Source organism: Arthrobacter sp. CDRTa11 (assembly GCF_026427775.1).
Lineage (GTDB): Bacteria > Actinomycetota > Actinomycetes > Actinomycetales > Micrococcaceae > Arthrobacter.
Genome location: NZ_CP044532.1, coordinates 2,351,121 through 2,365,663 on the forward strand (window position 1 = coordinate 2,351,121; position 14,543 = coordinate 2,365,663).

General features: G+C 60.5%; 12 protein-coding genes and 1 pseudogene. 11 read left to right on the forward strand and 2 right to left on the reverse strand.

Annotated elements, in window-relative coordinates:
• Positions 1-715 precede the first annotated feature (715 nt).
• The 5 genes from F8G81_RS10550 (at position 716) to F8G81_RS10570 (ending at position 5,947) form a co-directional block, all read left to right on the forward strand.
• On the forward strand, positions 716-1,429 hold the full coding sequence (locus F8G81_RS10550; protein WP_267278918.1) for an ABC transporter permease: 714 nt from the start codon (positions 716-718) through the stop codon (positions 1,427-1,429).
• Between the two features lie 94 nt (positions 1,430-1,523).
• The gene (locus F8G81_RS10555) at positions 1,524-2,537 is read left to right on the forward strand and encodes an ABC transporter substrate-binding protein (RefSeq protein WP_267278919.1); all 1,014 of its coding nucleotides are present in this window, start codon (positions 1,524-1,526) and stop codon (positions 2,535-2,537) included.
• Between the two features lie 14 nt (positions 2,538-2,551).
• Entirely contained in the window at positions 2,552-3,385 is an 834-nt protein-coding gene (locus F8G81_RS10560; RefSeq protein ID WP_267278920.1) for an ABC transporter ATP-binding protein, read from the forward strand.
• 373 nt (positions 3,386-3,758) lie between these two features.
• Entirely contained in the window at positions 3,759-5,141 is a 1,383-nt protein-coding gene (locus F8G81_RS10565) for an aldehyde dehydrogenase family protein (protein WP_267278921.1), read from the forward strand.
• Positions 5,142-5,200: 59 nt separating this feature from the next.
• Complete coding sequence (locus F8G81_RS10570) at positions 5,201-5,947, forward strand: SDR family NAD(P)-dependent oxidoreductase (RefSeq protein ID WP_267278922.1); 747 nt, start codon at positions 5,201-5,203, stop codon at positions 5,945-5,947.
• A 116-nt stretch (positions 5,948-6,063) separates the two neighbouring features.
• On the opposite strand, the pseudogene F8G81_RS10575 reads toward F8G81_RS10570, so the two are convergent.
• Positions 6,064-6,571: pseudogene (locus tag F8G81_RS10575) on the reverse strand (alcohol dehydrogenase catalytic domain-containing protein); the annotation flags it as partial.
• Between the two features lie 100 nt (positions 6,572-6,671).
• Here F8G81_RS10575 and F8G81_RS10580 point away from each other — a divergent pair.
• The 6 genes from F8G81_RS10580 (at position 6,672) to F8G81_RS10605 (ending at position 13,262) form a co-directional block, all read left to right on the forward strand.
• Positions 6,672-7,571: a helix-turn-helix transcriptional regulator gene (locus F8G81_RS10580; RefSeq protein WP_267278923.1), complete on the forward strand. Its 900-nt coding sequence runs from the start codon at positions 6,672-6,674 to the stop codon at positions 7,569-7,571.
• A 339-nt stretch (positions 7,572-7,910) separates the two neighbouring features.
• Positions 7,911-8,909 (forward strand): alpha/beta hydrolase, encoded by a 999-nt coding sequence (locus F8G81_RS10585; protein ID WP_267278924.1) that lies wholly within the window; start codon positions 7,911-7,913, stop codon positions 8,907-8,909.
• Between the two features lie 76 nt (positions 8,910-8,985).
• Entirely contained in the window at positions 8,986-9,498 is a 513-nt protein-coding gene (locus F8G81_RS10590; RefSeq protein ID WP_267278925.1) for a cyclophilin-like fold protein, read from the forward strand.
• A 117-nt stretch (positions 9,499-9,615) separates the two neighbouring features.
• The gene (locus F8G81_RS10595; protein ID WP_267278926.1) at positions 9,616-10,755 is read left to right on the forward strand and encodes a PQQ-dependent sugar dehydrogenase; all 1,140 of its coding nucleotides are present in this window, start codon (positions 9,616-9,618) and stop codon (positions 10,753-10,755) included.
• A 208-nt stretch (positions 10,756-10,963) separates the two neighbouring features.
• The gene (locus F8G81_RS10600) at positions 10,964-12,103 is read left to right on the forward strand and encodes an alpha/beta hydrolase (protein WP_267278927.1); all 1,140 of its coding nucleotides are present in this window, start codon (positions 10,964-10,966) and stop codon (positions 12,101-12,103) included.
• Positions 12,104-12,437: 334 nt separating this feature from the next.
• The gene (locus tag F8G81_RS10605) at positions 12,438-13,262 is read left to right on the forward strand and encodes a hypothetical protein (protein WP_267278928.1); all 825 of its coding nucleotides are present in this window, start codon (positions 12,438-12,440) and stop codon (positions 13,260-13,262) included.
• A 197-nt stretch (positions 13,263-13,459) separates the two neighbouring features.
• Here the strand turns inward: F8G81_RS10605 and F8G81_RS10610 are convergent, their stop codons facing one another.
• Positions 13,460-14,473 (reverse strand): zinc-dependent alcohol dehydrogenase family protein, encoded by a 1,014-nt coding sequence (locus F8G81_RS10610; protein ID WP_267278929.1) that lies wholly within the window; start codon positions 14,471-14,473, stop codon positions 13,460-13,462.
• Positions 14,474-14,543 lie beyond the last annotated feature (70 nt).

Genomic DNA, 14,543 nt, shown 5'->3' on the forward strand with positions numbered 1-14,543 from the left:
GTTGCACATGATCAGCTTCGACTTACAGTCCGGGTGACTTCCGGCGGCCGGACATCCGGTACTTCGTCGTCGTCGACGAATACATCCGCGCTACGCTGGCCATAATTCTGCATCCGTCGTTCAAGGCCTGTGACGTAGTCGCGGTGGGGGACAATCGCCGGGACCGGGACCGGGACCGTCGCGACGTGCGTCAGGTGTGACAACAACGGCCTTCGAGGACTTCACGGCTGGCCAGGAGCGGTGCGCCGTTCAGGCGAAATCTGCAGGTCCATCGCGATGGATCCGAGGGCAGCCGCCGACCAAAACAGGCTCAGCTTCGCTAAGCGACTCCAGATCCATAGGTCATTGACTAATTCTCACAATGATGGATATGGTCAGTTCTAGCTGGATGACGGGGACGCTCCATAGTCCGCGGAGGGTTCAGAACTAGATAAGACGTCACCGCAGCACAGGCCGAAGGGCCCCGACACTACCCCCTTTCGTTGGTACTCGAGGCACGCCTGCTATCAGGCTGCCATGGGTTCAGATAGATGTTTTCGTGTTCCACTCAAGGAGGAGAAGGTACATGCAGAGAAGAAACCTTACAACCGAGACAGGAGCAGCCGCGGTCGCCCTGCAATCGCCAGGAGTAGCCCCTCGCAAAGTGCAAGAACCCTCCGCTACGCGGCGAAGAATCGGCTCTATCGCCTGGTCCTCGTTGCCGCCACTGGTGTTCGTGGCGATCCTTCTGGCGTGGGCCGCAGCAGTCGAATTATTCAGAATTCCCGCGTATCTCCTTCCCGGACCCCTTGCCGTATTCGAACGTCTATTCAGTGATGTAAACAGTTTGTGGACCCATACACAGTCCACTCTGGTTGTGCTTGTAATCGGACTGCTGCTCAGCATCGTCATCGGCATCCCTCTGGGCCTGGTCATTGCACTTTCAAGGACTGCCAAACAGTTGCTTTACCCGCAGGTTATGGTCCTGCAGCTGGTACCGAAGATCGCGATCGCCCCGCTGCTCCTGGTGTGGCTCGGGTTCAGCCTCGATACCAAGGTCGCTTTGGTCGTTCTAATAACATTCTTTCCCTTGCTTATGGCAAGCATCAGCGGATTCAGGATTCTCGACGACAGACTCCTCTACTTGACGCGATCCATGGGAGCGAGTCGGTGGCAGACATTCTGGTCACTTCGGTTCCCTGCAGCTCTTCCAGTGATTTTCTCCGGGATTAAGACTTCCGCGACTATCGCGATCACCGGTGCACTCGTCGCGGAGTTCCTTGGATCGAATAGCGGTTTGGGCTATGCACTACTTCGGGCAAGCGGCGCGATGGATACGGAGTACATGTTTGCCATCTTGGTGATCTTGACCGTCATCGGAGTGATCCTCAACTATCTGGTGGAGGGTGTCGAATGGCTGCTGACGCCGTGGCAACGTCGCAGCGCCTAGTCACCAGAGCTGACCTATTAATCACGTCCGGTCAGACATTGATCCACCACCTACCCTATTCAACCCATTCGGCCAAAGACCCAGAGGAAACACCATGCAAAGAGGCATCACAAAATTAGCCGCAGCCGCCATTGCCGCGGGAGCGATGATGCTCACCGGCTGCTCTGCCCCATCCGCTGGCGGTAATGAAACCCCAGTCCGCTTTCAAATGCACTGGTCCTGGTCGGCCTCCACCGCCGGCTTCGCAGTCGCCCAAGCGGATGGCCTGTACAAGGCCGCCGGAATTGACACGAGAATTGAACAAGGGACAGGATCCGGGACGGCAGTGCAACTTGTGGCTAACGGCCAGGCAGATATCGGGATCGCGGACGCCGTGCCAATCAGCCAGCAAATCGAAAAGGGCGCTCCTCTCGTCATCGTTGCAACAATGAATCAGGTGACCAACATTGCGATGCAGGTCATGGAATCATCTGGGATCAACTCTCTCCAGGATCTCAAGGGAAAAACCGTCGCTGTACCTCAGGGCAGTGCCCATGCTTTCCTTTTCCCGCTCTTTCTCGAAGCGAACGGCCTCACCGAGACGGACGTCACCATTTCGAATGTTCCCTTTGCGTCCATGCCGGCGGCACTACTCCAAGGAAACGTTGACGCAATCGTGGGGGGCCAAGACACTGCTGTTTCGCTCGAACAGCAAAACGCTAAGTTCAAGAACTTTTTGTTCGCTGACTACGGTGTCTCTCCTGTAGCACATTCAATATTCACCACCAAAAACTACGCCGAAAAGAACCCGGACGCGGTCAAGAAGTTCGTTTCCGCGAGCCTCATAGGCCTGTCTACTGCACGCGATAATCCCGAACATGCAGTAGCGGCCGTGAAACAGCTTCTGCCAGACTCTGTCGACGACACGGTACGCGCCGAACTCGAATTCCTGCTCCCCCTGTTGTGTGCTGCCGATGCAAACGTCATCGGCCGCGCGGAGGCCGCACACTGGCAGCAGAGTAACGAACTCTTGACGCGAGCCAAGCTCCTGCCTGCTCCCCTGGACATAGCCGAATCCGTCTCCTACGACTTCCTGCCCCCGGAGTCGGAACTGAAGAGCTGCAAGTAGAGAAAGGCACAGCAATGAACGACACGGCACTGCAAACAAGGGCGGCAGGTCTGCCCATATCGATAGAGGGCGTGGCCAAAACCTTCACCAGCCCAGCGGGCAAATCCTTTGAAGCGATCAGACCCGTTTCGATGGACGTAAACCCCGGGGAGTTCATTTCGATAGTCGGTCCGTCCGGCTGTGGTAAGAGCACACTTATGCTGATGGTTGCCGGGCTCCTAAGCAGATCCGAGGGCGACATCCACGTGGGCGGTGAATCAATTACTCGACCCTTCACCGATATCGGAATTGCCTTCCAAGACCACCTGCTGCTGGACTTTCGGACAGCAATGGACAATGTCCTGATCCAAGCCGACATACGACGCCTGGATAAGAAGGCGCTACGTTCTCGAGCCACCGAGTTGTTCAAACAACTTCACTTGGAGAAAGCCATGGACAAGTATCCGCGCCAGCTCTCCGGGGGAATGCGGCAACGGGTCTCGCTGATACGAACTATCGTCCATGAGCCATCGTTGCTCCTACTTGATGAGCCGTTCGGAGCGCTTGATGCTCTTACCCGCCTGCAGGTGAGAGCGGACCTCGAGGCACTCTGGCTGCGCAATAGACCAACCGTTCTCTTTATCACTCACAGTGTTGAGGAAGCTGTCGGTCTATCCGACCGCATCTTTGTGATGAGCCCAAGTCCAGGCGAGATAGTCGACGAAATAGTTGTCGATCTCCCGCGTCCACGACCCCTCGCGCTCGTCGAATCGCCAGATTTCGGAAAATATGTTGATCGAATTTATGGGCACTTTGAGCGAATGGGAGTGCTCCACGGTATAGAGATTCCTAAACGAGGAACCGAATGAGCGGCATCAGTTCGCGCCCGATGCAAAGTGCCCGAATACGGTTGACCGGCGTCGTGAGCGTTTCTGCAGGACACCAAGTATCACAGTAAGCCCGTTCGAGGAGCTAGGTGAATAACTTTGGTGCGGGTAGTGCAACCAGAAGGCGCACTCCCACAACTATCTCAATTTCAATGGTGGCCATATCAGGCCGGACCGAGGTAACCGAGGGCGCTAGGCCTTGAAGGAGATTGCGAAGATGACAACGTCAACGTCCGAAGTGTTTGCCGGGACGCGAGAAGGAAGGCCCTTTCGTGTCGGCCTAATCTCTGCCGAGGGGGTGAGTGTTCCTGCGGGTGGCTTTGAGTTGGAGATTCATAATCCGGCTACGGGCACTGTGATTGGCACGTTGCATGAGGCTGATGCTGCAGAGATCGACGCAGTGGTCGCGGGAGCGAAGGCTGTGTATGAGAAGGTGTGGCGGGGAACGGCGCCGGAGGTCCGGGCCAGAATGCTCGGGGCCTGGGCGGATGCAATTGTTCAGCACCGTGATGAGTTGGCTGACCTGGAGGTCGCCGATGTAGGCCACCTCCGCCGCGAGGCTATGGCTGACATCGACAACAGCGCCCGGGTCCTGCGCTACTACGCAGGGATTGCTGACAAGCTCGAAGGAAGTACCTTCGCGCAGTTGCCTGACCGGCTCTCGTACGGACTCGATGAGCCTTTCGGTGTCGTCGCGGGCGTCAGCCCCTATAACGGGAACGCGAATTTCGTCGCGTTGAAAGCGGGCCCGGCGCTCGTGGCCGGGAACTGCATCGTGATCAAGGCACCCGAGGTCGCCCCTTTGCTGAACTACCGGATGGTTGAACTTGCCCTTGAGGCAGGCGTTCCGGCCGGTGTGATCAGCGTCGTAACCGGTCGCGGTCATACAGTCGGTCCGCTGCTGACCGAGCATCCGGATATCGGGATGATCGCCTTCACCGGCGGACCGGATTCAGGGCGGGCGATCATCCATCAGTCCGCTAAGAACATCGTGCCGGTGTTCCTGGAACTGGGCGGGAAGAGCCCGGCGATCCTGCTGCCGGATGCCGACCTCGAGGCCGCTATCCCGTCGCTGCTGCATTCAAACTTCGCCAAGAGCGGCCAAAGCTGCGTCACAGGATCCCGGATTTTCGTCCCGGACTCGATGTATGCCGAGGTCAGCGAACGGCTCGGCCTGAAAGCGCAGACAGTACGGGTCGGACTTCCCACGAAGGAATCTTCACAGATGGGCACGCTCATCAACCGCCCGCATCGTGCCCGCGTCGATGCCCTCATCAAACGCGCGGTCGACGCCGGCGCGGTCGCCCTGGCCGGCGGGGCCCCGGCCGAGGACGGTGACCTCGCGAACGGTTCCTTCTACCAGCCCACAGTCCTCGCAGAGGTCAAGGATGACAATCCCGCGGCCCTCACCGAAGCCTTCGGGCCGATGGCCAGCGTTCTGTCCTACTCCGACGTCGATGAAGTAATCGCGCGCGCCAACTCCTCCGAATTCGGACTGAGCGCGCAAATCTGGGGCAACGACGCACGGACCATCCAACACCTCGCCAAACGCCTTGAGGCAGGAACAGTATGGATCAACACCTACCGCTCCTTCCACCCCACCGTCCCCTTCGGAGGCATGAAACAAAGCGGCTTCGGCAAAGAAAACGGCTTCGACTCCATCGCCATGTACACCCGCCGCAAAGCCGTCGTCTGGGACCTCACCACCGAACGAGAACTACCCTACGCCGACAACTAATACAGCAGATGGCTGCGTGTGGAAAGAAAAACGCGAACGCGATTATGAACCAAGGGAATATGGATATGAACGATCATGCAGAAACTCCGACCCAAAGGCTGAAGGGGCGCCGGATTCTTGTTACGGGAGCAGCTTCTGGGATTGGACGGAGTACGGCGGAGCTCTTTGCACGCGAAGGGGCAGCGGTTGGGCTTCTCGACCGTGATAAAGAGAGACTCCAGGCGGCCGCCGAGGAGATTGGTGGCTGGGCTTTCCCGGTGGACATTACCGATGATGAGGCAGTTGTCAGTTCAATTTCGGAAGCTGCGGCCACACTGAGCGGGATCGATGGCGTCGTCAACGCAGCGGGCATCATGTTCCGTGGGCATGCTGCCGACGTATCAGCTCAGGATTGGCGGAAGGTAATCGAGATCAATCTGACTGGCACCTACAACGTAGTTCGCGGCTGCATCCCCTGGCTGTCACGGGAACCCTTAGCCACTGTTGTCACGATTGCCTCGGCGGCGGGGCTGCTGCCGAACGCGGCCGGGTATACGGCTTATGCTGCCTCGAAGGGGGGAGTGGTGGCTCTCACGAAGGCGCTTGCGGCCGAGCTGGCCCCGAAAATCCGCGTGAACACTGTCTGTCCAGGCATGGTCGATACAGCGATGGCTGATGGCCATAGGGGAAATGTCGGAGCCTACGCGCTCAATCGGCTGGCAGACCCGGTGGAGATCGCCCGTGCCATTCTTTTCCTCACCAGCCAGGAATCGTCGTACATCACTGGATCGGCCTTGGCAGTAGATGGAGGAAGAACCTTCCACTAAGCGTCGAGCAGGGTATCTCCGTTTTGATACCCTGCTCAATCAACGTCGGCGACGAGTTCGTCGCCTCGTCCTACCTTGCTCGATCCACGCCCTAGACGTCGAAAGACATCAGGGCTGTCCGATGCACCGAATTCACGTGCCAACGCCTGCCGGTCGGCACGCCGCGACATGGCGATTATGCGCTCGGCGCCCATCTGCTTGGCTGCAAGACCCGAGAAGCCCGACGGCGCCATCGCCCACCACAGCGACGGTCGTGCCCGGCCCGACTCGACGGCTTTGGCGCCGAACCGTCCGGTTCCCAGGACGTCAGAGCGGTCAACAGCGTTGGACCTTGTCGGCGTCGGGAATTTGCGGGATGGCCCCCAGCGTGCCGTCCGCGAGGTGGATACGCATGAACTCCGCTTGGGTAGCGCCCACGCCCTGTCGGTGGACGCACCCGTTCTGGTAGCCGGAGAGGCAAATCTCGCATGTGTTGTCCGAGGCGAACGAACCGACCACAAACTGACCCACCTGGACGTCCTTTACGTCCGCGCCGACCTCATCGACGATGCCCACATACTCGTGGCCCATAGCCGTAGGTTGGGATAGGTTGTCTGCGTCTTGTGGCTGACTAAAAGGGGCCATCCCCAAGAAACCGGCTGCTGAAAGAGGCTTGCGAGGGTTTGCTGAAACGGGTTATGACAGAGCCTCCCTGGGCATCACGGATTCATCGTAAAGTCGCCCTATGGATAACCGAGCCGAGGTACGAGAGTTCCTCTCCACGCGCCGTGGGCGCATCACGCCAGAGCAGGCGGGCATCGAACTGTACGGCGGCCGGCGCAGAGTACCGGGACTGCGGCGGGACGAAGTTGCCCGCCTGGCCGGTGTGAGTGTGGACTACTACACCCGCCTCGAGCGCGGAAACCTTTCCGGCGTTTCAGACAGCGTCCTCGATGCGATCGCCAGGGCGCTGGAACTCGACCAGGCCGAACACGAACACCTCTACAACCTCACTAGGGCAGCGAACACATCCGATCGGAAACGTGCTACAAACACACCGACTCCAGACGTGAAGCCCGTTTTGCAGCATCTCCTGGATGCGATCACGGCCGCGCCTGCCTTCATCGGGAACAACCGGATGGACATCGTCGCCGCCAATACACTGGGTTTTGCTTTGTACGCCGACATGTACCGCGGCGCCGCCCGGCCCGCCAACCACTCGCGCTTCATTTTTCTGGATCCCCGCGCGCATAACTTCTATCCCGACTGGGACCGCGCTGCAAACGTAAATGTCGCGATTCTCCGCCGCGAGGCCGGCCGAAACCCGCACGACAAGGGCATCGCCGAGCTGGTGGGAGAGCTCTCCATGCGAAGCGACGAGTTCCGCACCCGGTGGGCGACGCACAACGTACGACGGCATTACTCCGGAGCAAAGTCCTTCCTTCATTCCGTCGTCGGGCTGCTCGAACTGAACTACCAGGCTATGGAACTCGAAGACAACCCCGGCCATACCCTGACGGTTTATCCCGCCATACCGGGCAGCCCCTCCGAGGAAGCCCTGAAGCTCCTGGCCTCTTGGGCCGCGACCGAGAACATCGGCGAGTTCGGTCGAAACCCACGTATGCAGCATGTAAAGCCCCAATAACCAATCATGGGGGAGGGCAGACGAACGCCCCATCGCCATCGACAAGGGGCCTGCCCATCCTCCCGTGCTCGCCAGCAGAGGCGGGGTTTGGGGATCTTCGGACACTGCACGTAATCCCAGTTTAAGAACCTACGCGCAAATGGGGGGCTGCCATAACCCGTTTCGCCAGTACTCTCGCTACGAGCTTCCACGGCGGGTTGGATGGACATTGAACCGGCTGGTGCGACCGGGCATCAGCTTGTACACGCGGCCGTCGATCGGCCCTCGGGAGCTGTCCGCGTCGACGAGCGCCTCAACGCGCTATTCAGCAACGAATTGTCTAAATCAAGGAGCAATATCATGGCACCGTACGAAGACGGCCTCACATTTTCCACCGCCCCTGAAGTGACGCGATCGTCTGTCCGTTACCAGAACCGGTACGGGATCGAGATCGCTGCTGACCTCTACCTTCCAAAAAGGCTCGACGAGTCAGCCAAGCACCCAGCCATCGTTATCGGGCCGCCCTACGGTGGTGTCAAGGAGCAAGGGCCAGGCGTTTACGGCAACGAACTCGCCCGTCGCGGCTTCGTCGCCGTCGCCTTCGACCCCTCCTACAACGGTGAGAGCGGCGGCGAGCCTCGCCACGTATCGTCACCGGACATCTTCGCCGAGGACTTCAGCGCAGGTGTCGACTACCTCGGCACCCTGCCATTCGTCGACCGCGAGCGGATCGGTGCTATCGGCATCTGCGGCAGCGGGGGATTCGCACTGAACGCCGCCCAGGTGGACCCGCGCATCAGGGCTGTCGCAACGTCCGCGATGTACGACATCAGCCGTGTCTCCCGCAACGGATGGCTAGACTCACAAAGCGATGACGAGCGTCGCGCCGGGCTCGAAGTCACGGCAGCACAACGATGGGCAGACGTGGACGCGGGTAAGACGGCGCTGACCCCGGTCTTCCCTGACGAGTTCAAGCCGGAGTCTCTTGACCCGGTCACTTCCGAGTTCCAGGAGTACTACGTCACTGACCGGGGCCACCACCCTCGCTCCATCGGTGGGTTCACTGTCACAAGCAGCCTGTCCCACATCAACTTGGGACCCCTTGCCCATCTCCAGGACATCGCACCGCGGCCAATCTTGCTCATCACGGGAGAGTACGCACATTCGCGATACTTCAGCGACACCGTGTATGCGCAGGCGGCAGAGCCAAAGGAGCTCATCGTGGTTCCCGGGGCACGCCACATCGATCTTTACGACCGAACGGATCTCATCCCTTTCGACACGCTGGAGAGCTTCTTCACCAAGAGCCTGATTTCGGGCAATCGTCCGAACGGGGAGCTGGGACGTGCCCGGGCATGATTCCGGGGGCGCCGCAGGCAGCGGCTTGCCGGGCTGGCACCGCCAAGTGTTTCGCGTGCTCAGGCAGGTACAGCGGATGGGTGCAGTTCCAATGACCGTCGTGCTCGCCGTCGTACTCTCCGGGTGCGTCGGGGGCACAGCGGAAAACGCCCCCACAGGCGCGCAAGCCACGACTGCTCAAGCACCGTCACCTGATTCCACCACCTCAGCCAGCTCACCGGCTCCCGCCGGGATCACGAGACCGATCATCATAGAATTCGGAGATCAGCAAATTGCGGGTGAACTGGACGATAGCGCAGCCTCAGCATCGCTCATCGACCAGCTCCCCCTGACGCTGTCCTTCCGCGACCACGGCGGCCAGGAAAAAATCGCAGTGCTTCCTGCACCTCTGAATCTCGAAGGCGCACCAAACGGCAGCGACGCTGCACCACTCACCATCGGCTACTACGTCCCCGAGCAGGGACTAGTCCTCTACTACGAAAACGTCGGCTACTACGCCGGGATTGTGCCCATCGGAACCTTTGAGAACGCTGACGCCGTCCGGGGCCATACGAGCGAATTCACGGTCACCATCCGTCAAGCGCAGTAACGCCTAACCGCCTCGCCTTCAGCACCTTCCGGGAGGTGCGCAGCGTCGGCGGCAGCACTTCCGGCTGCTCCGGGGCCAGAACAGCACGCTCGGACCTCCATGACCCAAGGAGAAACTATGAACTTCAGGTATAGGACCGCCCTGCTGATGGTTAGTGTCAGCGCTGCAGCGCTCTTAACGTCATGCACTACAGATTCCGCTGAATCCAGCCCACCACCCTCCACCCCGCCCTCGTCAGGTCCCTCGGCCGCGGCCCTGCCTGACAGCTCGGCGTCGCAACCAGGTCAGGCAGTTGCAGGCTCCCCACCCCGGACCATCGCCACTGGTTTGGAGGCCCCGTGGTCTGTGGTGCTCTCCGACGGGGCAACGCTCGTCAGCGAGCGGGACAGTGCCCGCATTCTCGAAATCATTGACGGCGGAGAGGCACGAGTCGTGGGAACGATCGAGGGTGTAGCCAGTGCAGGCGAAGGGGGACTGCTTGGACTGGCGATGGACGATGAACAGAGGCTGTACGTGTACTCCACCGCATTGGATGGGAACCGTATTCAAAGGTTCACTCTCAGTGGGTCGCCCGGATCATTGGGACTTGGAGAAGCAGAGACCATCGTAAAGAGCATCCCATCGGCTAGTTATCACGATGGAGGAAGAATAGCTTTCGGCCCGGACGGCATGCTTTACGCGACCACCGGCGACGCCGGCCAACGGGACAACGCGCAAAACCTGGCTTCCCTGGGCGGAAAAATCCTCAGGATGGAGGCGGACGGTGCTGTTCCGGAGGACAACCCTTTTCCGGGGTCCCTCGTCTACAGTTACGGCCACCGAAATCCCCAGGGACTTACCTGGGATGACAGCGGAACGATATTCGCCACAGAGTTTGGACAGAACACTTGGGATGAACTGAACGTCATCACGCCCGGGTCCAACTACGGTTGGCCCATGGTGGAAGGCATCGCTAGGTCTGCGGCTTTCACCGACCCCGTCCAACAATGGGAACCCAGCGTCGCCAGCCCCAGCGGCCTGACCCACTTGAACGGTACGCTCTTCATCGCCAACCTTCGCGGGAGGGTATTGCGCGCTGTCCCCGTATCTGATCCCGGCACCTCGACGGAATATTACAGCGACGAATATGGGCGCATTCGCGATGTCATCCCGGGACCCGATGGAACCCTGTGGATACTCACCAGCAACACGGACGGACGTGGCAGGCCAACCCCCGAGGACGATCGGCTGCTGAGCGTCAGCCCAGTCGTGCAGTGAGATCAACGACCAACCGGCATGGGATGTGATTGTTGACCCATTCCGGCGTGCGTTCGCCGGGCTACCTGACTCAGCCGCCGTTCTCTTAGGGGGCTCTGGCAAAACCAGTTTCAGGAGGGACTCCCACTGACTACTCAGCCTGTGATGTGCTCGAAAAGACGACGAAGTCCATCACGATACGAAACCGATTATCACGAGGATGAATACGATGAGTACGAACTTCAACGGAAGCGACAACACGTCCATGGGAGCCGGGGCGGAGGGTGTATCCCGCCGGAACCTGATCAAGCTGACAGGCGCAGGGGCAGCGGCCCTTGGGATCGCCAGTGCAGCGGGGCTGGCAGGAGCCGGGCCGGCTTTCGCCGCGCCGGCTGCTTCACGCAACAACCTGGAACCCGGCGACACTTCCAACGGGGCGGATAACTTTTACACCAGCGACCAGGTCACGGTCCGGAAGATCTCGTTCAAGAACCGGTATGAGATGAAGGTGGTGGGCAACCTGTTCGTCCCCAACAACCTGAACCGGGGGACCACCCACCCGGCACTGGTGGTAGGCCACCCCATGGGCGCCGTGAAGGAACAGAGCGCCAACCTCTACGCCACCAAGATGGCCGAACAGGGCTACGTCACGCTCTCCTTCGACCTCTCCTTCTGGGGTGAGAGCGCCGGCAAGCCTGGAAACTCCGTACTGCCCGACGTTTACGCTGAAGACTTCAGCGCTGCCGTCGATTACCTGCGGGCCCAGGCCTTCGTTGACAAGGAACGCGTCGGGGCGATCGGGATCTGCGGCAGCGGCAGCTTCGTGATCAGCGCGGCAAAAATCGACCCCCGGATCAAGGCCATCGCCACGGTGAGTATGTACGACATGGGTGCCGCCAACCGCGACGGGCTCAACAAATCAGTGACCCTGGCACAGCGCCAGGCCATCACCGCGCAGGCAGCTGCCCAGCGCGACGTCGAGTTCGCCGGCGGGGCGATTGAGTACACCGGCGGCACACCGGAAGTACTCACCGCTGAATCCACAGCGGTTGACCGGGAGTTCTACGACTTCTACCGCACGGCCCGCGGATACCACCCCAACACCACCACGCATCCCGCCCTGGCCACCAACACCAAGTTCATGAACTTCCACCCGTTCAACGACCTGGACCTGCTCTCCCCGCGCCCGCTGCTGTTCATCACCGGCGACCAGGCACACTCACGGGAGTTCAGCGAAGAGGCATACCGCCTTGCCACCGGGCCGAAGGAACTCTTCTGGGTCCCCGGGGCCGGCCACGTCGACCTGTACGACCGTGTCGGCCTCATCCCGTTTGGCAAGCTTACGGACTTCTTCCGGACACAGCTCTAATCAGGCAAGGGAGCCCGCGCAGTCCCTTGTGCGCGGGCTCCCTTTACTCCTGTCTCAAATTGGGGAATCGGAGCGTTCCGGGGTTGCCCTCTTGAGGTGTGGGGGCAAGCATGGACAAATGTTTAGGGTTTGGGTGCTTGTAGCAGTGTTGGAACACGTGAGGTAGACCCCTATGGCGCGACCACTGGGCCGTTCTATCAGGAGCGCTCGTCCGTTCCTGCGTGCTGTGGCGTGCGGTATATGCTTCGGCCTCGCTGGCTTGATTTGGTCCATGCCACGGTTCAGAGTGCGTCGGTTAAGACGGGCGTCCAAGTGCGGAGCCTGCGCGTCGCACATGAGGGTGCGCAACGTGGCCGTTTTCATGGCCGCGGCGCTGCTCCTCGCCGGAGCTGCTGCCCGGACGTTCGAGTCGGCCTCGCCGCAGATCGTTTGCCACAGTCACATCACCCCGGACGGGCAAGTGTATCCGGAGCCATACCTTGAAATCTCACCGCCTGTCGAATGGAGTATCACCCGCAACTTCTTGGTTACACCCATCAGCGGAGTTGGGGTTTTAGCTGGCCGGGTGATGGGGATGGAGTCCTGCTCCGGACCGCCACTGCTGGTCATGTTCTGGCCGCCACCCCGGACAAGTGGCGGCGGAAGCGCCCTCGGTGATGTGTTCGTCGCGTGGATGCCCCCGGGAGAAATGCGCGCCGGGCCTTTGAGCATCAATGGGTACGGGACTGAAGGCGAGCGGTTGTACGTCAGGTATGGGCCGAACATTTCGCAAGCCCGGTCTGAGGAGGGAGAACTCGGGCTTCACGAGTCTCGGCACGTGGACCAATGGGCTGTCGCCAATTTACTGGCGGGACCGTCAGCCTTCCCCACGGCGTATTTTGTCGATGAGGCACTCTTTCCCGCGTCGCGCAACCATTTTGAACGGGACGCTGGCCTGTCCAGGGGTGGATACCCGCCCGCGCCGGACAACTGGCCAGCCCCTAAATGGGCCGATACTGCGGTCCTTGCCCTGCTCGGTCTGATCATTTTCCGGCGCCGGTTGCGGTGGGCTGTCCGGGTGATCCGGGGCGGCCCGGGGCAGCGGACGGCGCACGCAGCCGGTGCGTGTCCTGTCCACACTCCTGGTTGGAAGCCCCTTGATGACGGTCCGGTCCGATGATGTGCGCCCGGCTCGGGTCACGGCACGTTGTGGCGACGCCGTACCTGATGGCGAGCCGGTCGAGTTCGGCGTTGAGCATTGGATGCTCCCCGGAGCCGAAGAACACGCCGTGCTGGAAACCCTTCTGAAAGGGCGACCATGCACAGAGCCTCAATGAGAGTGGCTCCGACCAAACAGGATCCGCATAGTAGAGATTCTCAGGGGACGATAACGCCCTTACCACTGCTCTGGCGGTCGAACCATTCATAGGCTTCGACTGCCTGGTTGAGCTTCCATCGATCAGTGAAGAGAGCATCCACGTCAACACCGCGATCAAGGACAAAGTCTGCCAGCCGACCCATCTGCTCCGTGGAGAGTGTCCAGGAAGTTTTGGCCGTTACTTGCTTCGAAAGCAGTCCTGTCATGTCGACCTGAAGCGGGGCTCCACGCCCGACCCAGCACACGGTACTCCAGAGGCCGAGTACCTGAAGCGCCTGATTGGTAGCAACCGGCGCACCTGATGTCTCAAGGCTCTTCGTCACGCCGCGGCCGTTGGTGAGGTCGAGTACTGCCTCGCGGACGGAGCTGACCTCGAGCGGATTGATGACTTCGGCTGCGCCGAACTCGCGCGAACGTTCCAGCCGGTGAGGTTCGATATCGAGCGCGATGACCTTGGCTCCGAGCTCGGTGGCCAACTGGGTAGCGGAAAGACCCACCGGCCCTTGCCCGAAGATGGCGATGGTGTCGTCGCCGCGCAGGTTGATCATTTCGAGTGCACCCCACGCGGTTCCCGTCCCGCAGCTGATGGCGGCAGCCGCCTCGAACGACAGACCGTCAGGCAACGGCATAACAATCGAGAATGGCACCTTTATGTAGTTGGCGTGCCCTCCGTTCACCGCGTATCCGAGCGCGCGATGCTCCTTACGGCACATGTGGGTCCAACCCGTCCGGCACTGGTCGCAGCGCCCACATCCGATGTAGTGGTGGATCATCACCGAGCGCCCGATCCACGACGCCGGCACCAGATCGCCGACGGCCACGACCACGCCGGCGGGTTCATGGCCGGCGATGGCTTTCGGGGTCTGGCCCTGCGGCTTTCGATACTCGTGCAGATCTGAACCGCACATTCCTGACGCGCGGACTTCGACGACGACCTCATCGGGTCCCGGAGTCGGGTCCGGAAACTCCCGCAATTCGAGTTTGCGGTCTCCCTTGAATAGAACTCCTTGCATGGGATTCTCCTGTATATAGCAGCAATTGATGAGCATGATCAGCGGCTCACGACGTCTGTGGGCGGCTGTT

Coding starts and splice junctions, on each gene's coding strand:
- F8G81_RS10570 (WP_267278922.1), top strand. CDS start 5,201: ATGGATATGAACGATCATGCAGAAACTCCGACCCAAAGGCTGAAGGGG.
- F8G81_RS10580 (WP_267278923.1), top strand. CDS start 6,672: ATGGATAACCGAGCCGAGGTACGAGAGTTCCTCTCCACGCGCCGTGGG.
- F8G81_RS10560 (WP_267278920.1), top strand. CDS start 2,552: ATGAACGACACGGCACTGCAAACAAGGGCGGCAGGTCTGCCCATATCG.
- F8G81_RS10610 (WP_267278929.1), bottom strand. CDS start 14,473: ATGCAAGGAGTTCTATTCAAGGGAGACCGCAAACTCGAATTGCGGGAG.
- F8G81_RS10605 (WP_267278928.1), top strand. CDS start 12,438: ATGAGGGTGCGCAACGTGGCCGTTTTCATGGCCGCGGCGCTGCTCCTC.
- F8G81_RS10555 (WP_267278919.1), top strand. CDS start 1,524: ATGCAAAGAGGCATCACAAAATTAGCCGCAGCCGCCATTGCCGCGGGA.
- F8G81_RS10585 (WP_267278924.1), top strand. CDS start 7,911: ATGGCACCGTACGAAGACGGCCTCACATTTTCCACCGCCCCTGAAGTG.
- F8G81_RS10600 (WP_267278927.1), top strand. CDS start 10,964: ATGAGTACGAACTTCAACGGAAGCGACAACACGTCCATGGGAGCCGGG.
- F8G81_RS10595 (WP_267278926.1), top strand. CDS start 9,616: ATGAACTTCAGGTATAGGACCGCCCTGCTGATGGTTAGTGTCAGCGCT.
- F8G81_RS10590 (WP_267278925.1), top strand. CDS start 8,986: ATGGGTGCAGTTCCAATGACCGTCGTGCTCGCCGTCGTACTCTCCGGG.